Raw genomic sequence first — 18,246 nt, 5'->3', positions numbered from 1 at the left:
CCGCGGGCCGCCGGATCTTCCCTGCTCCACCATCACCCCCCTTGGAGGAAGAGATGTCGGACCACAGCGCGCCCACCATGCCGCCGCTGCTGTCCCCCCGGGAGCGAGAGGTACTGTCGCACATCGCGGAGGGCCTGACGTACGACCAGACGGCCAGGCGTCTGGGCATCAGTGTCCATACGGTCAGCACCTACTTGCGCCGTATACGGGCCAAGCACCCGGCTCCGACCCTCGCTCATCTCGTACGTCTCCAGTTGGCGCAGAGCAGCGGCTGACGGCCCGCGGGCCGGGGCGCGCCGGGGCGGCGCGCCTGCGATGGCTGGATTTCGCCCGTTCAATGGCCGGTATCCGGACAACCTCACGGGAGCATGGCTCCTCCCCGGCCGTCCGCCGAGGTGCGGGCCGGTGGGCGAACGACGGACGCCACCGGGTTTCGCCGGGCGGCACCGGGTACCCGCGTCCCCCGAAGGGAGCAGGCCCGGACGTGGCGTCCCGACGGCGCGCGGGTCCCGTGGTGAACTGCGGGCACGGGCGCCGACGGCACCGGACAGCGCCCGGCCCGTCCGGCGACGCGTCCGAGGGGTGGCCGCGGTCCGTGTGGGGCAGCGTCACCGGCCGGTTCGACGAAAGGACGGGTGATGCGCCGTATCCGGACAGCGGACGACAGGGGCTCGGACCGGACCCGGGCGGTGGACGCGGATGTCGCGGGCGCCGTCGAGCGGACGCTGGACGAGGTGCTCGGCGCCCGGCTCGCCGAAGCCGCGGCGGCCGACGCCCTGTTCGGCCGTGACATCGCCGAACGCGTCGCGCGCTTCACGCTGGGCGGCGGCAAACGGCTGCGCGGCCGGTTCGTGTGGTGGGGCCTGCGGGTCTGCGGTGGCGGCGGTGAGACGGCGGGCGCCGCGCTGCGGCTGGCCGCCGCGCTCGAACTCGTCCAGACCTGCGCGCTGGTGCACGACGACGTGATGGACGGCGCCGAGCTGCGCAGGGGCAGGCCCGCTCTGCACGCGGAGATGCGGGGGCAGTACGCCCACCGGCCCGGCCGGGAGCGGTCCGGCCGGTCGGCGGAAACGTCCGGCCGGTCGGCGGAGACGTGGGGCCGGCCCGCGGAGACGTCCGGCCGGTCCGCGGAATCGTTCGGCCGGTCCGCGGCGATCCTGGCCGGTGACCTCGCGCTGGCCTGGGCCGACGACGTCGTCCTGGACACTTCCTTCCCCGCCTCCGCGCGGTCCGCGGTGCACGCCCTGTGGCGGACCATGCGGACCGAGATGGTCGCCGGCCAGTACCTCGACCTGCACGGCCAGGTCACCGCGTGCCGCTCCCCCGCCCGCGCGGTCCGCACCGCCCGTCTCAAAAGTGCCCGCTACTCGGTCGAACGGCCGCTCCTGATGGGTGCCGCGCTGGCCGGCGCCGACGACCGGGCCGCCGGCGCGCTGCGCTCGGCGGGCCGCTGCGCCGGACTCGCCTTCCAGCTCCACGACGACCTGCTGGGGGTGTTCGGTGACCCGGAGGAGACCGGGAAACCGTCCGGTGACGACATTCGCGAAGGCAAACTGACCTATCTCACCACGGTCGCCCGCGCCCGGGCGGAAGCCGCCGGTGACGACGGGGCCCTCGGCGTTCTCGACGCGGCCCTGGGCGACCCGGACCTCTCCGCCGCCGCCGTGGACCGCGTACGGGACGTGTTCGTCTCGACCGGGGCCCGCGCCGCGCTGGAGGACAAGGTCGAGATCCTCGCCGACCGGAGTGTGACGCACCTGGCCGGCCTGCGGAGCGCCGACCCGGCCGCCCTCCGCCACCTGCACGCGCTGCTCCGCGCCACGGCCGGTGCCCGCCCGCCCGCCCCACCGGGCGGCCCTCCCGTGACGGTGCCCGTCGTGGCGGCCCGCGCAGGTGAGCGATGAAGTCCGTACCCGGCCGCACCGACCACGTCGTCGTGATCGGCGCCGGGCTGTCCGGGCTGTCCGCCGCGCTGCACCTGCTCGGCGCCGGGCGGCGGGTGACCGTGGTCGAGCGCGGGCTCCGGCCCGGCGGCCGGTGCGGCCGCCTCGAACGCGGTGGCTACCTGATCGACACCGGGCCGACCGTGCTGACCATGCCGGACCTGGCCGAGGAGGCGTTCGCCGCGGTCGGCGCCTCGATGGCCGGGCGGCTGGACCTGGTGCCGCTGCACCCCGCCTACCGTGCCCGGTTCGCCGACGGCAGCGCGCTCGACGTGCACACCGGCGCGGAGGCCATGGAGGCCGAGATCGAACGGTTCGCCGGGGCCCGGGAGGCCGCGGGCTACCGGCGGCTGCGCTCCTGGCTGAGCCGCCTGTACACGCTCCAGATGCGGCGCTTCATCGACGCCAACTTCGACTCGCCGCTGTCGCTGCTCCACCCCGACCTCGCCCGCCTCGCGGCGCTCGGCGGCTTCGGCCGGCTCGACGCCCGTATCGGCCGGTTCCTGACCGACGAGCGGGTGCGCCGCGTCTTCTCCTTCCAGTCCCTGTACGCGGGCGTGCCGCCGGCCCGTGCGCTCGCCGCGTACGCCGTCATCGCCTACATGGACACGGTGGCCGGCGTGTACTTCCCGCGCGGCGGGATGCACGCGCTGCCCCGCGCCATGGCGGACGCCGCGGCCGAGGCGGGCGGGGAGTTCCGGTACGGGCACGAGGTGCGTGCGCTGGAACGTTCCGGCGGCCGGGTCACCGCCGTCGTCACCGACGCCGGACGTGTCCCGTGCGACGCGGTGGTGCTCACCGCCGACCTGCCCGAGGCGTACCGGCTGCTCGGCCGCGCCCCGCGCCGCCCGCTGCCGCTGCGCCGCTCCCCCTCGGCCGTCGTCCTGCACGCGGGCACCTCCGCGACCTGGCCGGAACCGGGCCATCACACGATCTCGTTCGGCGCCGCCTGGCACCGTACGTTCCACGAACTGACCCGCACCGGCACGCTGATGAGCGATCCCTCACTGCTGCTGACCCGGCCGACCGCCACCGACCCGTCGCTCGCCCCGCCGGGCCGGCACCTGCACTACGTCCTCGCGCCCTGCCCCAACACCGACATCGGGCCCGGCGTGCACGCCTGGCGCGACCTCGGCCCCCGTTATCGCACCGCGCTCCTCACCGAACTGGACCGGCGCGGCTTCACCGGCCTGGACGCGGCGGCCGAGGAGGAGTGCCTGGTCACCCCGGCGGACTGGAGCCGTCAAGGGCACGGCGCGGGCACCCCGTTCTCCGCCGCCCACACCTTCGCGCAGACCGGGCCGTTCCGCCCCCGCAACCTGGTGCGCGGCACCGAGAACGCCGTACTGGCCGGATGCGGCACCACCCCGGGTGTCGGGGTGCCCACCGTGCTCGTCTCGGGGAAGCTGGCCGCCGCGCGGGTGACCGGCGGGGCGCCCGCGAGGCCCGCCAGGGTGACCGACCTCGGCGCGCGCCGCCGCCCCGCCCGCAGGGCGGAGGGCCCCCGCACCCCGGAGGAGACCCCATGACCGCCCGGGAACTCGATGCCGCGGGCATCACCGAGCCCGCGCTGCGCGCCGCCTACGCCCACTGCCGCCGGCTCAACGCCCGGCACGGCAAGACGTACTTCCTGGCCACCAGGCTGCTGCCGGTCGCCCGCCGGCCCGCCGTGCACGCCCTCTACGGGTTCGCCCGCTGGGCGGACGACATCGTCGACAGCCTGGACGCCGGCGCCACCCCGCAGGAACGCGCCTCGGCCCTGCTCGCCCTGGAGACACAGCTGAACGCGGGCCTTGCCCGGGGCGGCGGCGACGAACCGGTCGTACGGGCGCTGGCGCACACCAGCGCCGTGTACGGCATCGACCCGGCGTACTTCACCGCCTTCATGGCCTCCATGCGCGCCGACCTGGACGTGACCGACTACCCGACCTACGACGACCTGCGCCGTTACATGTACGGCTCGGCCGAGGTCATCGGTCTCCAGATGCTCCCGGTCCTCGGCACGGTCACGCCGCGCGAGGAGGCCGCGCCGCACGCCGCCGCGCTCGGAGCGGCCTTCCAGCTCACCAACTTCCTGCGGGACGTGGGCGAGGACCTGGACCGGGGCCGCGTCTACCTCCCCGCCGACCTGCTGGCCGCGCACGACGTGGACCGGGAACTGCTCCGGTGGAGCCGGCTGACCGGCGGCACGGACGCCCGGATCACCGCGGCGCTGCGGGCCGCCGCCGACCTCACCCGCGGCGTGTACCGCCGGGCCGCGCCCGGCGTCGCCATGCTCGACCCGGTGTCCCGGCCGTGCATCCGCACCGCGTTCATCCTGTACCGCGGCATCCTGGACGCCGTGGAGGCCGACGGCTTCGCGGTCCTGCACCGCCGCGCCGTCGTCTCGCGCCCGGTCCGCGCGACCGTGGCCCTGGACGGACTGGTACGGGTCACGGCGGCCCGCACGGCAGGACGCACCGCGACACGCCCCGGAGGAAACACCGTGGACGCTCCCCGCCGCCCCGCCGGACGCGGCCGGTACCCGCTGAGCCTGCGCCGGCGGCCCGTCGCGTGGGAGCGCCAGCGGCCCACCTGGCGGGACGCCGCGCCCGGCGTGATCGCGGGCGCGCTGGAGCGCGCCAGGTCCCGGCCGTCCGGCAACTGGTACGCCGTGGGCGCCGCGCGGGACGTCGGCCGGGACCGGCCGCTGGGCCGGACCGTCGCCGGGGCGGAGGTGGTGCTGTGGCGCGCCGCCGACGGGCGGCTGCGTGGCGGCCCCGGCGCCTGCCCGCATCTGGGCGCGCCCCTGAAGGACAGTCCGGTGCGGTGCGGCACTCTCGTCTGCCACTGGCACGGACTCGCCCTGGACGGCGGACCGTTCGCCGGGTGGGAGCCGTATCCGGTGTACGACGACGGGGTGCTGGTCTGGGTGCGCCTGGACCGGGCGGGCGGTGAGGAACCGCTGGCCAGGCCCCGTGTTCCCCGGCGCCCGGACACCGCCGGCGCCGTCGCGTCCGTGTACACCGGCGTCGGCCGCTGCGAGCCGGAGGACGTGGTCGCCAACCGGCTCGACCCGTGGCACGGCGCCTGGTTCCACCCGTACTCCTTCGTCGACCTGACCGTGACGGACGGTCCGGCGGGTCCGGAGGACGCGTTGACGGTGGACGTCTCCTTCAAGGTGGCGGGGCGTCTGGTCGTACCGGTCCGGGCGGAGTTCACCGCGCCCGGGCCGCGCACCGTGGTCATGCGCATCACCGAGGGCGAGGGGGCGGGCTCCGTCGTGGAGACCCACGCCACGCCGCTCGGCGCCGACGCATCCGGCCGTCCGCGCACCGCCGTCGTGGAAGCGGTCGTCGCCGCCTCCGGGCGCCCGGGGTTCGCGGTGGCCCGCGCGGCCGCTCCCCTGCTGCGGCCGCTGATGCGGGCGACGGCGGGGCGTCTGTGGCGCGACGACATGGCGTACGCGGAACGGCGGTGGGAACTGCGCAGTTCGGGGCGCTTTCCCGGGTGAAAAGACCGGTCGAGGGGGCCGCGTAGGATGCGAACGGCCGGATCCCGACGGCCCGTTCCGGCGCCGGACCGGCCCCGGATCTCCTTCGTTCCCGGAGACGACATGAGCAGCGCTCTTCTAGTGATGGACGTCCAGCGGGCCATCGTGGACATCGCCGACGACGGCTCCGGTTACCTGCCGCGCCTGCGCCGGGCGATCGACGGGGCCCGGGCGGCGGACATACCCGTGATCTACGTGGTCATCGCGCTGCGCCCCGGCTTCCCCGAAGTCGGCACGCGCAACCGGCCGCTGGCGGCCATCGCGCAGGCCGGGCTGTTCGTGGAGGGCGCGCCGGGCACCGAGATCCACCCCGAGGTGGCGCCCCGGCCGGGCGATGTGGTGGTCACCAAGAGGCGGGCGAGCGCGTTCTCGGGCAGCGATCTCGACGTGGTGCTGCGGGCGCGCGGCATCGACAGCCTCGTCCTGACCGGCATCGCCACCAGCGCCGTGGTGCTGTCCACCCTGTGCCAGGCGAACGACCTGGACTTCGGCCTCACCGTCCTGCCCGACGCCTGCCTGGACACCGACCCGGAGCTGCACCAAGTTCTCGTCGAGCGGCTGTTCCCGCAGTGGGCGGACGTCGTCGCCGTCGACGACTGGGTCAAGGGGCTCGCGCCTCGGTAGCGGGAGACCGGTCCGGGCCCGGAGGCCGGCCTTCAGCTCGCGAAGACCGTGCTGGCCAGGGCGACATGGACGGTGGTGCCGCCGAGGATGCTCAGCAGGGCGTTGCGGCGCCAGAGATGCAGTCCGACGGTGGCGGCCAGTGCCGCCAGGGGCGCGATGGCGGGTGCCTGGGACAGCGGCAGATCGCGCAGGCAGTAGACGAGCAGGATCACCATGATGCCGGACGGCATGGTGACGCTGAGGTACTGGAGTGTCTTGCTGGCGCGCAGGGAGGCCAGGACGGTGAAGGGCACGGCACGCAGGGTCCAGTTGACGGCGGCCGAGACCGCGGCGGCCAGCAGCAGGTAGCGGGTGTCAGGCATGTGACGGCCTCTTGCGGGTGGCGAGGTGACGGACCAGGAGGCCGACGGTGAACAGGGCGAAGGCCACGGGCAGCAGTTGGCCGGGGAGGACGGTGCGGGCGGCCAGCGCGCTGAGCAGTGCGAGGACAGGCGTGGGCAGGTCGCCGCGGCGTTCGGCGACGGCGTCCAGGGCCAGGACAGCGAACAGGGCGGTCATGGCGAAGTCCAGGCCGGTGACGCGGTCGGGTATCAGCGAGCCGAGCAGGGCGCCGACGGTGGCACCGCCGACCCAGTAGACCTGGAGGATCGCCTGGAGCGACAGGATGCGCGCGCCGGACCACGACCGGGCCTGCCCGCCGGTGGTCATGGCGTACGCCTCGTCGGTCAGGGCGAAGGTGCTGTACGCCTTGCCGAAGCGCCCCCGCACGCGGTGCAGGGGGAAGGACAGTGCGTAGAAGACGTGCCGGGCATTGACCATGAAGCCGGTCAGGGCGACCGTGGCCAGCGGCGCGGCCGCGACGGTCAGGCCCACCAGCAGGAACTCGAACGATCCGGCGTAGACGACGGCGGCGAACAGCGGCGCGCACCACCGGGGCAGACCGGCGTGGGCGATGACGACCCCGAGGGCGAGGCCGAGCGGCAGCAGGCCCAGCCCGACCGAGGCGGAGTCCTTCAGGGCCGCGAGGGCTTCGGTCCGCCGCCGGGGCGGGGGCGTGGGGGCAGGGCAAGGGGGGCCGCTCATCGCGACCGGAAGCATGGGCACAGGGAAATCCTAGAAAGATTTCCGCCTTATTTGGTTTCCGATAACTCGCTTAAGGTGGCGTCATGAGCAAGGAAATCACCCTCGATGCCGTGGACCGCGACATTTTGTTTCACCTGCGCCAGGACGGCCGGCTGACGAACGTGGAACTGGCCAAGCGGGTCGGCCTGACCCCGCCACCGTGCCTGCGCCGCCTCAAGCGGCTGGAGGAGACCGGCGTGATCACCGGCTACCGCGCCGTCGTCGATCCCGAAGCCGTCGGCCGCGGCCTGGAGGTCATGGTCGACGTCGAGGTCTCCGCCAACGACCTGAGGACCATCGGCATACTGGAGGAGACACTCTCCTCGTACGAGGAAGTCGTCGAGCTCCGCCGGATGTTCGGCCGCCCCGACTACTTCCTGCGCGTCGCCGTCGCCGACCACGACGCCTACAGCGCCTTCCTCACCTCCAAGCTCACCGGCCTGCCCGGCATTCTGCGGGTGGAGTCCCACCTGACGATGCAGAAGATCAAGACCGACTCCTGACCGCGCGTGCCTCAGGTGCCGAGCAGTCGCGCCAGTCCGCGCAGCACCGCCGACCGGCCGCGGTCGGGGACCGTCCACAGCGTCTGGCCGCGCACGCCCCACCGCTCCAGGAGGGTGTTGGCGGCGAGGAAGCCCGTGGTGGCCGCGCGTTCCATCAGGGCCACCGGCAGGCCGGTGCGTACGAGGTCGCCGGCGACCGTCACGGCCGGGTCGGGGGTGCGTACGGTGGGGCGGTCGTGGTAGCCGCCCACCGGGAACAGGGGGCAGTCGGCGTGCCACTCGTGCTGGGCGTCGAGGGCCTTCGCCTCGCCCGTCTCCGGGTAGACGCGCTGGAGCTGGCCGATCAGCCGGTCCTGCTGCGCCTGCCGGGCGGTGTCCGTGCCGAGCGCGTACGCGTGCAGTTCCACCACCGAGCCGCCGTTACGGGAAGCCCACCGGGCCGCCTCCCCCTCCCAGCGCTCCAGCACGCTGACGTTGTCGAGCGGGCCGAAGCCGCTGGTGCCGAGGAATCCGGGCCGGTCCGGGGCCACCGGCCGGTCGAGCCAGAGCCGGGAGACGAGGAACGGCGGTGCGGTACGCAGCCGCAGCATCCGTTCCCGCCACTCCTGGTCGCCCAGTCCTGGGGAGGCGGCGACCACGCGGCGCAGCCCGGTCACGTCGAGGGCGAGCACGGCCGCGTCATGGCGCGCCGTGCCGTGGCCGCCCCGTACGGTCACCCCCGCGCCACGCGGGCCGGGCTCCACGGACTCCACCGCACAGCCGGTCCGGAGGGCGACGCCGTGCCCGGTCAGATAACGTCCCAGCGGTTCCCAGAGTGCCTGCGGGAACGGCTCGCCGGGGACGTCGAACAGCAGCCCTTCGCTGGACCCGAGGAAGTAGATGTGGAACATCAGGGCCATCTCGGCGGCCGACAGTTCCGCGGGGTCGGCGAAGAAGCTGCGGGAGAACACCTCGAACGCCAGGTGGTGCGCGGCCTCGGGAAAGCGGATGCGGTCCAGCAGTCGGCGCGCGCTGACGCCGTCCAGGCGCTCGTACACGTCGGGGGTCCGTACGTCGAGCAGCGGCAGGGCGGCGCGCGGGTTCATCCGGGCCATCTCGCGCAGGGTGAACGTCGGGCTGAGCGCGGCGAAGCCGAGGGCGCTCCACGGGGGTGTGCGCGGGACATGGGCGAAGCTGTCCTGGAGGCCGCTGCTGTGGCGCAGCGGGTAGTCGGGCAGCCCGGTGAGCGCGGCCAGCGCCGGGTCGGCCCGCCGCAGCAGGCCGCGCAGGTTGTAGTACTGGCGGAAGAAGGCGTGGAAGCCGCGGGTCATGGTCGCAGCGGAGCCGTCGGCGAGCCGGACGGTCCGTCCGGCGAGCCGGCCGCCGAGCCCCGGTTCCCGCTCGTACAGCGTGACGCGGACGCCCCGTTCGGCGAGTCCGGTGGCCGCGGCCAGTCCGGCGATGCCGCCGCCGATCACCGCGGCGTGCGGCGCCTCGCCGGTGATCCTCGCCCGGCCCGGCGGGGGCGGCACGACCCGGGCGCGCCGGTCCCGGCCCCGGCGTGGCGCGGTGGGGGCGCGCCGGGCGGCGGCCGGGAGCGCGGCAGGGTCGGCTTCACTCGGGAGGGGCGTCATCGGACGGTCCGTTCCTGTTCGGGGCCGGGGCGGTGCTCGGAGCGTCGCGCGGTGCGGTCTTCGGCGCGCCGCTCTCCGTACAGGCCGGGCGTACGTACGGACGGCGGCGCAGCCTCGGAAGCTCGGCGACGGTGCGCAGCATGGGCAGGACGGGGGTGTGCAGGCCGATCGACAGGTCCTCGCGCAGCCGGGTGCCGCCGTCCAGGAAACGCAGCAGCCGTTCCATCGGTACGCCGCGGAACAGCCCGGTGAAGAAGTCGGCGCCGTCGATGCGCCCGCGGTCGAGGGCGCGCAGCAGGACGGCGTCCATCAGCCGGGAGCGTGCGGAGTGCGGGGGCGGCGGGTCCGGGGCGCGGCCCTGGTGGAAGGCGGCGGCGATGGCCCGGGTCTGGCGCTGGACGGCGGCGAAGGTGTAGCCGGTCGACGGCCGGGTGGCGCCGCCCGCGGCGCCGATCCGGAAGACGCCGGGCCCGGCGGCGCGCGGGAAGCGCGCGTCGGTCATCGGGATGACACCTTGTTCGGAGGCGGTGATCCGGTACGGGCCGAGCGGGCGGACCGCCGTGAGGTAGTGGCGCAGCGCGCGGTGGTAGGCGGCCTCGTCGAGCGGAGCGGCGGAGAATTCGGTGTACTCGACCAGCGCCTCGTGCGGGCCGAGCGGAAGGACGTAGCCGAAGGAGAGCCCGTGGTCCGGCTGCGGGGTGCGGAAGTCCATCAGGTCGGCGGTCGCGGGGTCGAACTCCGGCCGCTCGGTACGGACGAACCAGCCGTGGAAGTGCTGGAGCAGGGTGGTGCGGGCGGGCGGCAGGGCGGGCAGCGGCCGGGAGTCGAAGACCCAGCGGGCCCGTAGCCGTACGGGGGCGCCCTCCGCCGTCGTCCCGCGGACCTCGGCGCCGCCGGGCAGCGTACGCACCTCGTCCACGACGGCCGTCACCCGGCGCGCGGAGGGGGTGGCCGCGAGCCGGTCACCGACCAGTTCCTCGAACGCGCCGGAGCGCATCATCTTGTACCGCAGCGGTGCCGGGCGCCCGGTCAGCGGCGTTCCGTCGGCCCCGTGGACGCGGAGCCGGTCCCAGGAGGCCGCCAGGACGCCGTCGTACTCGCCGTCCGGCCGCTCCCAGTAGCACCAGGTGCGTTCGGGCGGCCTGAGCGGGCCCGGCGGCGCGTCCACGACGGTCACCTGGGGACAGCGGGCACCTGGTGGCGGGGCACAGAGCCGGTGGGCGAGGGAGAGTCCCGCGGCGCCGCCGCCCACGACGGCCACTTCCGTGTCGTACACGCCGACTCCCTCCCGTACCGCCCGGCACCGTACTGACGGGTCCGCCACGTCTCCGTGTGCCCGCCCGGCCGGGTTCCACCGGTCTCGGGACCGCCCGCCGGCCGTCCGGGCCGCCGGTGCCGGACCGGGACCGCCGTCATGATCCTTACCATGCCGGCCGGGCGGCGACCGGCTCCCGACACGCGCGGCAGCGGGGTCCAGGACATCGGTACGGGAACGGAGAAAGCCCCGGCCAGACGGGGGGAGCTGGCCGGGGCGGTCCGGAACGGGCGGGGACACCGGTCGTCGACGCGTCGACGAGGGGTCCGCACCGCCCGTGATCAATTGAACGATAAACCATTGATGGCCTCTACACCAAACCAGATCGATGTGACGCATATCGCTCCCCTGCCGTCACACCCGGTACGCACGGCCACGCGTACCCCCTCCGCCCGTACCCATGCGACTGCCGCGCGGCAGGGGCCGGTCCCCGCCACGCGGCAGTCGTCAGGCGATCAGACGGTCAGGAGACCGGGGCGAGCTGCGCCACCAGGCCGTTGCGCCACAGGGCGTCCACCCGGGCGCGCTCCTGCGCGTTCGGGTTGGTGTTCTGGCAGGAGGGGCCGGGGCCGCCACCCGACATCAGCTCGCTGCAGGGGCCCGAGTAGTGGTCGGGCAGACCGAGGACGTGGCCCGTCTCGTGAGCCACCACTCGGGTGGAGTTGTACTGCTGGTTCTGCCGGTAGTCGAGGAAGATGTAGCCCCGGCCGTGGCCGTCGGTGCTCGCGTAGGAGCCACGGGCGTCGTTGCCCTCGCGGTACGAGAAGTCGCCCCGGGAGCCTTCCTGGAGCTTCACGTTGTTCACCGAGCTGTTCCAGATCTGCGTGCTGCGCGCTATCTGGCTGCGGAAGGTGGGGGCGCTGCTCGCGGTGTACGTGACGGTGACCGCCTTGATGCCGGGCGTCGCCGCGCGCTTCGCGGCGGCGGCCTTCATGACGGCCTGGAAGAACGCCTTGTTGTTCACGGCCTCCTCGGCCGAGCCGGCGTACTTGGCTATGGAGGCCGGAGTGGAGACGCTCGCGCCGGAGGGGGCGGCCGGCGCGGAGGCGGCGGTGGCGGGGACGGTACCGAGGGAGGCGGCCAGACCGAGGCCGAGCACGGCGGTGAGAACCGTACGGGTGGGTCTCATGGGGGAACCTCGTCATCCGTGGGAGGGATTTGGTACCGGGATTGTGGAGGAATCAAGACCTCCAGCGGATGACAGCTTTTGGTGATAGGGCCATGACATCGCCCCGGCTCCCTGCGGACACAGGTGGCCGCAACTCCCTTGTCACCAAAGGTTCATGACGCGGCGATGGCGCCGTTCACACCGTCGGCACGGGAACGTGGCACGTGCCCGCGTCATCACCGACTACGTCGAATGACGTATTCCGTACGCGTTCGACGCAGGTGCGGGCCCGGACGTCAGCCGGGCAGCGGGCGCGCCCGATTGAGGTTGAGCAGGGGCGCGAGCAGGTCGCCGTGGCGCTCACGGCGCTCCGCGACGGCGTCGAAGAGGAACGTGAGCTGCTCCGGGTCCGTACAGGCCTCGATCTCGTCCCAGCTCACGGGGGTGGAGACGGTCGGCAGCTCGCGGGCGCGCACCGTGTAGGGAGCGGCGGTGGTCTTGGAGGCCGAGTTCTGCGAGAAGTCGATGAAGACCTTCCCCGGCCGCAGGGCCTTGGTCATCCGGTGCACGACATGGCCGGGCAGGGTCCGCTCCGCCTCGACGGCGATCGCCTTGGCGTACGCCGTGACGTCGTCCGAGGGCGTCGGCTCGATCGGTACGAGGATGTGCAGGCCCTTCGAGCCGCTGGTCTTCGCGTAGACGTCGAGGCCGTCGGCCGCCAGGCGTTCGCGCAGCCACCGGGCCACCCCGCAGCATTCCACGATCGTGGCCGGCACCCCCGGGTCGAGGTCGAACACGAGGCGGTCGGCGCTACGGGGCGCGGCGGCGGTCCACTGCGGGGTGTGCAGCTCGACGACGAGGTTGGCGGCCCACATCAAGGTCGGCACGTCGCGGACCAGCACCTGCTGCCGGGACTTCGCCGTGCTGCCGGGCACCTCGGTGGTCTTCACCCATGCGGGCGTCCCGGGCGGCACGTTCTTGGTGAAGAACTGCTGGCCGCCGGGCCCGTCGGGATACCGCAGGAAGGAGACGGGCCGGTCGTGGACGTGGGCGAGGAGGGCGCCCGCGGTGGTGGCGTAGTAGTGCAGCAGCTCGCCCTTGGTGGTGCCGGTCCGCGGATACAGGACCTTGTCCAGGTTGGTGAGCGACAGCCGCCGCCCCTCCACGACGGTGATTGGCGACATACCATGACAATTACATAAAAATGCCGTGGCAAGGGTGAGACATGCGATCTGTTTGGAACGGGTCTATCTCCTTCGGGCTGGTCAGCATCCCCGTGAAGACCTACAGCGCGACCGAGCGCACCGCCTCCGTCTCGTTCGTCCGCATCCACGAGAAGGACGGCGGCCGGATCCACTACCGCAAGGTGTGCGAGCTGGACGGCGAGGAGGTCCCCAACGAGGAGGTCGGCAAGGGCTACCAGGCCGCGGACGACACGATCGTGCCGATCACCGACGAGGACCTGGCGAAGCTGCCGCTGCCGACGACCAAGACCCTGACCATCCTGGCCTTCGTCGGCGCGGACGAGATCGACCCGCTCCAGCTGGACAAGTCCTACTTCCTGGGGCCCAACGGCGTCGCCGCCGCCAAGCCGTACGCCCTGCTGCGGGACGCGCTGGAGCACCAGGAGAAGGTCGCGATCGGCAAGGTCGCCATGCACGGGCGGGAGACGCTGGCCATGCTCCGGTCGCACGACGGGGCGATCGCCATGCACACCCTGCTCTGGCCGGACCAGGTCCGCTCGGCGCGTACCGTCGCCCCGAGCGACAAGGTCGAGATCCGGGAGAACGAGCTGACCCTCGCCGAGACCCTGATGGACTCGCTCGGCGAACTGGACGAGTCCGAGCTGCACGACGACTACCGGGAGGCCGTCGAAGAGCTGGTCTCCGCGAAGCTGGAGGGCGGCGAGCCGACCGCGCCCCGGGCCGCGCCCGGCGCCGGCGGCAAGGTCATCGACCTCATGGCCGCGCTGGAGAACAGTGTCCGCGCGGCACGCGAGTCGCGCGGCGAGGGCGGGGACCCCGAGGGCGGCGGGGCCGGGTCGGAGCAGGACGAGGAGTCGGCGTCGGTCACGCCGATCGGGAGCCGCAAGACGGCGAAGAAGACCGCGGCGAAGGCCGCGTCCGGCAGCGGTGCCAAGAAGACGGCGGCGGCCCGTAAGACATCCGGACCGGCCGCCAAGAAGACCGCTTCCGGCAAGGCGTCGGGCTCGGGCGGTTCCGGCAAGAAGACGGCCGGGAGCGGAGGCTCGGGCGGCAAGAAGAAGACGTCCACGGCCAAGTCCGCCGCGAAGAAGAGCACCGCCAAGCGGAGCGGGAAGAAGGCGTCGGCCTGAGCCGCCGCGTGCCGGCGGTCCCCGTACGGCACGGAATCCGAGTCCCCCGGCGGCCCCGGGGGCCTTAAGGTCGGTGCATGGCTTCAGACGAGGGAACGGTGCGCGTCGACAGCTGGATCTGGTCCGTCCGGCTGACCAAGACGCGTTCGGCGGCCGCGACGGCCTGCCGTGGCGGACATGTACGGGTCAACGGGGAGCGCGCGAAGGCCGCCCAGGCGGTGCGGCCGGGCGACGAGGTCCGGCTGCGGCACGCCGGGCGCGAGCGGGTCGTGGTGGTCTCGCGCCTGGTGCGCAAGCGGGTCGGCGCCGCGATCGCCGCGGAGTGCTTCGTCGACAACAGTCCCCCGCCGCCGCCCCGCGAGGAGATCGCCGCGGTCGGCCACCGCGACCGCGGTGCCGGACGGCCCACCAAGCGCGACCGGCGCGAGCTGGAGCAGCTGCGCGGCGGCCGCTGAGCCCGGCAGAGGCGGACGGCGGTACGGGAGGCTCAGTGGTCCCCGTACGTCCGCCCGGCACGGCTCACAGCTCGCCCAGGTACACCCAGGCGCCCTCGTCCCGCACGAAGCGGCTGTTCTCCTCCTGCACGCCGGGCTCGCCGTGCAGCGTGTAGTGCGCCCGGAACCGGACGGTGCCTTCGCTGTGGAAGGCACTGCCGCCCGTCGTGGCGACGATCTCCAGGCGCGTCCACCGCTGCTTCGGCTCGAAGTCCAGGTCCGCCGGGCGGGTCGCGGGGTGCCAGGTGCGCAGCAGGTACGGTGCGTCGCCGGCCGCGAAGGCGCTGTAGCGCGAGCGCATCAGCCGCTCGGCGGTGGGGGCGGCCGCCTGCCCCTGGTGGAAGCGGGCGCAGCACTCTCCGTAGGACGCCTGGAGTCCGCAGGGGCAGGGGGCGGAAGGGTCGATCGCCGTTCGTCGGCGTGCGTGGTTTTTGGACACTCCTAGATTGTGACCGTCACGGGAGGCCGGACGGCCGGTGCCCCCCTTGAGCTCTCCCGCACCGGCCCCCTGCGCATCTCCTCCGTCAGTCGGCCGTGCTCCGCAGCCAGTCGTCGACCGTGGCCGTCACGGCACGGGCGAAGCGGTCGATGCCCGGCGACCGTACGGGGCAGGGCCGGGGTGTGGTGGTCGTCGGGGCCAGGCAGAAGTGCAGGGCGTCGTCGGTGCGGTGCAGGTCGGTGATGCCGCCGCCGGGGGCCGGGTGGGTGCAGTACGCGGGGTGCGCGCGCTCGTAGGCGTCGCAGGGCAGTTGACGGGTCCAGCGGTAGCGGTCGGCGGCGGGGCTGAGTGTGCGGCCCGCGTCCGCGTACAGGTCGCCGGACGCGGCAGCGCGGGCGGCGTAGACGGCGTTCACCCTGCGGACGCGGTCCGGGTGGAAGGCGTCGGGTGCCTGGGAAGCCCAGACGATCTTCGGGCGGGCGAGGCCGGAGGCCCGGGCGGCCGCGGTGATCTCCTCGGTCAGCGCCCGCGCGTCCGCGGCGTACCGGTCGTAATAGCCCGCCGTACCGTAGGTGGCGCCCGCCATGCAGGGCGTGTAGCCCCAGGCGTTCCCCCAGAACTGGAGGATCACGACGCGCGGGCGCACCGTCCGTACCAGCGCGGCCGCCTTGTCCCCGGCGGGGACCAGCGACTTTCCCCGCCAGGCCGTCAGGTAGTCGCACAGTGTCGTGCCGGAGTGCGGCGCGCTGTGCAGCGTCACCCGGCCGGTCGCGTGGAGGCGTTCCGCGAGCGCCTGCTGGCTCTCCATGGCCAGGGAGTCGCCGAGGTAGATCGCGGGGACGGCGCGGGCGGGCGGTCCGGGCGTCGCGCTCTCCGCCGCTCCGTCCGGTGGCGGCGTGGAGGCGCTGCCGCCGGGCGCCCGGGCGGTCGCGGCCGGGCGCGGGCCGGAGGGAGTGTCCGTGGGGTCGGAGGCGAAGACGACGCTCCAGCCGAGGGCGCCGACCAGGGCCAAGGCCAGCACGCCGAGCAGCGGTACCACCCAGCGCTGGGTCATCGGGCCGCCCCTGGTCGCGCGTACGGCCGGTGGCTCATGTCAGGTGCACTTCACACCGGCCCGGGCAGACCAGCCAAGCACACCGCGCCGCACGGGAAAAGACCGCTGCCCGACGAGGGCGGCCGACAGCCGGAGGTCCGGCCGCTGCCCGGCCGGGGCCGTCGTCGCGCTACGGTCCCGGCCTTCCGATCGTGCGGTGTCGCCCGGTGTGCGGGTCAGTTCGCGAGGCGCCCGCGACAGCCCACCGGCGCTTCGCCGGGGAACTGGGCCGCCCCCTCGAAACGTGTCCCGTTGTCGAAGAAGGTCACCTTGCCGAAGAAGGTCACCGACCCGTTGCCGCCGTCCGGTGAACTCCAGGTCACGGTGGCGCCCTCCGCCGGCCCGCCGCTCTCGGGGACCACTTCACCGCGGCTGGTGGTGCTCACCGACAGCGGTTCGTCCGGCTGCCGGCCACCGCCGCCGGTGCCGCTGCCCGTGTTGTACGCGGCCGCGAAAGCCTTGACCGTGCGGAGCGGCGTCCGGCGCGGTGTCCGGAAACGTGCGGGACCCGTCCCGGACAAGCCCGGACAGCGCACCGGTGGACGGAGCGGGTACGGACCCGGCAAGGTCGTCGGGGAGCCCGGGAACGCGGAGCGGAGCGGGACGCCCTGCTACGGGGGTGCGGACAGCGCGGGCCGACGGCCTGCCGGCGAACGGGCGGGTGCGGCGGCGGGCACTGCCCGCCGGGCGCCTCCCCCTGCGCGGTCCCGGGCCGGTCCTGATCCGCACGCCGTGCGGCGCTGCCGGACCGGTCCCATGATGGAAGCAGCGGAGGCACTGCCGGCCCGGCGGGGCCCTCCGGACCCGAGCGATCCATCGGGAGGCGCCATGGGCAAGGACAACACTCCGGGTTCCGACGAGGCCCGCGCGGCGAGGCTGCGGGAGCTGTACACGGGCGGCGAGCGCCCGTTCGATCCGGAGGACCTGGTCATGGCCAGGGGCCTGGAACCGACGCCGGAGCGGGTCGAGGAGGCCCGCAGGCTCATCGAGGAGAAGGGTGCCGCGGCGATCGAACGCTATCTGCCGTAGCGGTGCCGCGAGCCGGGTGTACCGCTCAGTTCGGTGACACCAGGGCGGCGACGCGCGCACGGTAGGCGGCGCTGTCCTCCCGGCTCAGCGGCAGCCGTCCGTCGCCTGCGAGGTGCGACGGGAGGTAGGTGGCCTGCTTGACGGCCTGGGAGAGCGGACCGGGCAGATTCAGCAGGAACTGCCCCTGTTCGGCGGTCTCGATGACCATCCACGCGTCGGAACCGCGGTCGTCGGGGGCGGTCGGCTCGATGGTGCTCACGGCCGTCACGGTCAGGGTGGGCGGCACGTCGGCGGTCGTCGGGGTGCCGTCCGGCGTCGTAGCGCCGGTCGTCGCCGTTACGTCGGTCGTCGTCGGTATGTCGGTTCCCGTCGTGTTCTCGTTCTCCGTACTCATGTTCCCTCCCTAACAACCGGGTACGGGTCCGGGCCAGCGGTCGCGCCGAGTCGTGTCTCACAGTGGCCGGGGGAATGCGGGACGGGGACCGCGGAAGGAAAGGTGACCGACGGACATGAGCCGCAGAAGAGACCTGGCCGGGGTGACCCGTCCGACACGCGCCGAAGGAGTCCGATCCCCGATCATGGCCCGCATGGACGAGGACACCCACACCACCGGTCCGGCGCCGGACGCGGCCCGGCGTACGCACGACCGGGAGCGCCGGCAGGCCCGTCTGGTGCTCGCGGGACGCGCCGAGAGCGCGGCGGACCTGGCGATGCTGATCGACGCTCTGGGGCTCGACCCCCGGGAGGACCACGAGCCGTCGGGGCGGTGGGAGTGAGGCGGGGCCCGGCGGACGGCTGAGCCCCTGTCCCGGCAGCGGCCGGCCCGGCGTGAACCCGTACCGGCCGGTCCGGCGTGAACCCGTACCGGTCAGTCCGGTGCGGAAGCGTCCATCGTGTCGGCGAGGGATTTCGGGCGCATGTCCGTCCAGTGCTCCGTCACGTGGTCCAGGCAGCCCTGCCGCGTGTCCTCGCCGTGCACGACGGTCCAGCCGCCGGGCAGCCCGGCGGCGGCGGGCCACAGGGAGAACTGGTTCTCGTCGTTGACGAGGACGAGGTAGGCGGCGTCCGGATTCTCGAACGGGTTGGTCATGACGTG

The 18,246-nt window shown here is 73.9% G+C and carries 21 protein-coding genes and 1 pseudogene; 11 read left to right on the top strand and 11 right to left on the bottom strand.

Annotated features, from left to right (window positions below; all coding sequences use genetic code 11):
• Positions 1–53: 53 nt before the first annotated feature.
• From OEIGOIKO_RS40465 to OEIGOIKO_RS40440, 6 genes and pseudogenes are all read left to right on the top strand, one after another.
• On the top strand, positions 54–275 hold the full coding sequence (locus OEIGOIKO_RS40465; protein WP_125058245.1) for a response regulator transcription factor: 222 nt from the start codon (positions 54–56) through the stop codon (positions 273–275).
• Between the two features lie 363 nt (positions 276–638).
• Positions 639–1,904 (top strand): polyprenyl synthetase family protein, encoded by a 1,266-nt coding sequence (locus tag OEIGOIKO_RS40460; RefSeq protein WP_125058244.1) that lies wholly within the window; start codon positions 639–641, stop codon positions 1,902–1,904.
• A complete protein-coding gene (gene crtI, locus OEIGOIKO_RS40455; protein WP_125058243.1) occupies positions 1,901–3,472 on the top strand; it encodes a phytoene desaturase family protein in 1,572 nt (523 codons plus the stop codon). Before OEIGOIKO_RS40460 ends, crtI begins: the two co-directional genes overlap by 4 nt.
• Positions 3,469–4,419 (top strand): annotated as a pseudogene (locus OEIGOIKO_RS40450) (phytoene/squalene synthase family protein); the annotation flags it as partial. The gene crtI and the pseudogene OEIGOIKO_RS40450, both read left to right, overlap by 4 nt.
• Positions 4,420–4,428: 9 nt before the next feature.
• The gene (locus OEIGOIKO_RS40445) at positions 4,429–5,436 is read left to right on the top strand and encodes a DUF5914 domain-containing protein (protein ID WP_125059594.1); all 1,008 of its coding nucleotides are present in this window, start codon (positions 4,429–4,431) and stop codon (positions 5,434–5,436) included.
• A 102-nt stretch (positions 5,437–5,538) separates the two neighbouring features.
• The gene (locus tag OEIGOIKO_RS40440; protein ID WP_125058242.1) at positions 5,539–6,099 is read left to right on the top strand and encodes a cysteine hydrolase family protein; all 561 of its coding nucleotides are present in this window, start codon (positions 5,539–5,541) and stop codon (positions 6,097–6,099) included.
• Positions 6,100–6,131: 32 nt separating this feature from the next.
• Here OEIGOIKO_RS40440 and OEIGOIKO_RS40435 read toward each other — a convergent pair whose 3' ends face one another.
• Both OEIGOIKO_RS40435 and OEIGOIKO_RS40430 read right to left on the bottom strand, forming a co-directional pair.
• A complete protein-coding gene (locus OEIGOIKO_RS40435; protein ID WP_125058241.1) occupies positions 6,132–6,461 on the bottom strand; it encodes a branched-chain amino acid transporter permease in 330 nt (109 codons plus the stop codon).
• Positions 6,454–7,182: an AzlC family ABC transporter permease gene (locus tag OEIGOIKO_RS40430; RefSeq protein WP_125058240.1), complete on the bottom strand. Its 729-nt coding sequence runs from the start codon at positions 7,180–7,182 to the stop codon at positions 6,454–6,456. The genes OEIGOIKO_RS40435 and OEIGOIKO_RS40430 overlap by 8 nt, the downstream gene beginning before the upstream one ends.
• 83 nt (positions 7,183–7,265) lie before the next feature.
• On the opposite strand from OEIGOIKO_RS40430, the gene OEIGOIKO_RS40425 reads away from it, so the two are divergent.
• A complete protein-coding gene (locus OEIGOIKO_RS40425) occupies positions 7,266–7,724 on the top strand; it encodes an Lrp/AsnC family transcriptional regulator (RefSeq protein ID WP_125058239.1) in 459 nt (152 codons plus the stop codon).
• An 11-nt stretch (positions 7,725–7,735) separates the two neighbouring features.
• On the opposite strand, the gene OEIGOIKO_RS40420 is transcribed toward OEIGOIKO_RS40425, so the two are convergent.
• The 4 genes from OEIGOIKO_RS40420 to ligD form a co-directional block, all read right to left on the bottom strand.
• The gene (locus tag OEIGOIKO_RS40420) at positions 7,736–9,337 is read right to left on the bottom strand and encodes an FAD-dependent oxidoreductase (RefSeq protein WP_125058238.1); all 1,602 of its coding nucleotides are present in this window, start codon (positions 9,335–9,337) and stop codon (positions 7,736–7,738) included.
• The gene (locus tag OEIGOIKO_RS40415) at positions 9,318–10,613 is read right to left on the bottom strand and encodes a lycopene cyclase family protein (RefSeq protein ID WP_246177910.1); all 1,296 of its coding nucleotides are present in this window, start codon (positions 10,611–10,613) and stop codon (positions 9,318–9,320) included. Before OEIGOIKO_RS40415 ends, OEIGOIKO_RS40420 begins: the two co-directional genes overlap by 20 nt.
• A 502-nt stretch (positions 10,614–11,115) precedes the next feature.
• Positions 11,116–11,781 carry a snapalysin gene (gene snpA / locus OEIGOIKO_RS40410; protein ID WP_125058237.1) on the bottom strand — a complete coding sequence of 222 codons (666 nt, stop codon included), beginning with the start codon at positions 11,779–11,781 and terminating at the stop codon, positions 11,116–11,118.
• Positions 11,782–12,056: 275 nt separating this feature from the next.
• A complete protein-coding gene (gene ligD / locus OEIGOIKO_RS40405; protein ID WP_125058236.1) occupies positions 12,057–12,944 on the bottom strand; it encodes a non-homologous end-joining DNA ligase in 888 nt (295 codons plus the stop codon).
• Positions 12,945–12,985: 41 nt separating this feature from the next.
• Between ligD and ku the strand changes: the two genes are divergently transcribed.
• Both ku and OEIGOIKO_RS40395 read left to right on the top strand, forming a co-directional pair.
• Positions 12,986–14,095, top strand: coding sequence for a non-homologous end joining protein Ku (ku, locus tag OEIGOIKO_RS40400; RefSeq protein ID WP_125058235.1), 1,110 nt, complete (start codon positions 12,986–12,988; stop codon positions 14,093–14,095).
• A gap of 77 nt (positions 14,096–14,172) precedes the next feature.
• Complete coding sequence (locus OEIGOIKO_RS40395; RefSeq protein ID WP_125058234.1) at positions 14,173–14,550, top strand: RNA-binding S4 domain-containing protein; 378 nt, start codon at positions 14,173–14,175, stop codon at positions 14,548–14,550.
• Positions 14,551–14,614: 64 nt separating this feature from the next.
• Here OEIGOIKO_RS40395 and OEIGOIKO_RS40390 read toward each other — a convergent pair whose 3' ends face one another.
• From OEIGOIKO_RS40390 to OEIGOIKO_RS43410, 3 genes are all read right to left on the bottom strand, one after another.
• Positions 14,615–15,028, bottom strand: coding sequence for a YchJ family protein (locus tag OEIGOIKO_RS40390; protein WP_125058233.1), 414 nt, complete (start codon positions 15,026–15,028; stop codon positions 14,615–14,617).
• A gap of 85 nt (positions 15,029–15,113) precedes the next feature.
• A complete protein-coding gene (locus tag OEIGOIKO_RS40385; RefSeq protein WP_125058232.1) occupies positions 15,114–16,082 on the bottom strand; it encodes an SGNH/GDSL hydrolase family protein in 969 nt (322 codons plus the stop codon).
• A 215-nt stretch (positions 16,083–16,297) separates the two neighbouring features.
• Positions 16,298–16,642 carry a hypothetical protein gene (locus tag OEIGOIKO_RS43410; protein WP_246177909.1) on the bottom strand — a complete coding sequence of 115 codons (345 nt, stop codon included), beginning with the start codon at positions 16,640–16,642 and terminating at the stop codon, positions 16,298–16,300.
• A 307-nt stretch (positions 16,643–16,949) separates the two neighbouring features.
• Here OEIGOIKO_RS43410 and OEIGOIKO_RS40375 point away from each other — a divergent pair, with 307 nt between their 5' ends.
• Complete coding sequence (locus OEIGOIKO_RS40375; protein WP_030021550.1) at positions 16,950–17,150, top strand: hypothetical protein; 201 nt, start codon at positions 16,950–16,952, stop codon at positions 17,148–17,150.
• A 25-nt stretch (positions 17,151–17,175) separates the two neighbouring features.
• Here OEIGOIKO_RS40375 and OEIGOIKO_RS40370 read toward each other — a convergent pair whose 3' ends face one another.
• Positions 17,176–17,544, bottom strand: a complete 369-nt coding sequence (locus OEIGOIKO_RS40370; RefSeq protein ID WP_125058231.1) for a hypothetical protein — start codon at positions 17,542–17,544, stop codon at positions 17,176–17,178.
• Positions 17,545–17,659: 115 nt separating this feature from the next.
• Between OEIGOIKO_RS40370 and OEIGOIKO_RS40365 the strand changes: the two genes are divergently transcribed.
• Positions 17,660–17,926: a hypothetical protein gene (locus OEIGOIKO_RS40365; RefSeq protein WP_125058230.1), complete on the top strand. Its 267-nt coding sequence runs from the start codon at positions 17,660–17,662 to the stop codon at positions 17,924–17,926.
• Positions 17,927–18,018: 92 nt separating this feature from the next.
• Here the strand turns inward: OEIGOIKO_RS40365 and OEIGOIKO_RS40360 are convergent, their stop codons facing one another.
• Positions 18,019–18,240: an MbtH family protein gene (locus OEIGOIKO_RS40360; protein WP_125058229.1), complete on the bottom strand. Its 222-nt coding sequence runs from the start codon at positions 18,238–18,240 to the stop codon at positions 18,019–18,021.
• Positions 18,241–18,246: the final 6 nt, after the last annotated feature.

The sequence above is a fragment of the Streptomyces paromomycinus genome (genome assembly GCF_003865155.1).
Taxonomy (GTDB): domain Bacteria; phylum Actinomycetota; class Actinomycetes; order Streptomycetales; family Streptomycetaceae; genus Streptomyces; species Streptomyces chrestomyceticus.
Note: the sequence above shows the minus strand (reverse complement) of the source record. Positions and strands in the feature narration are given on the sequence as shown.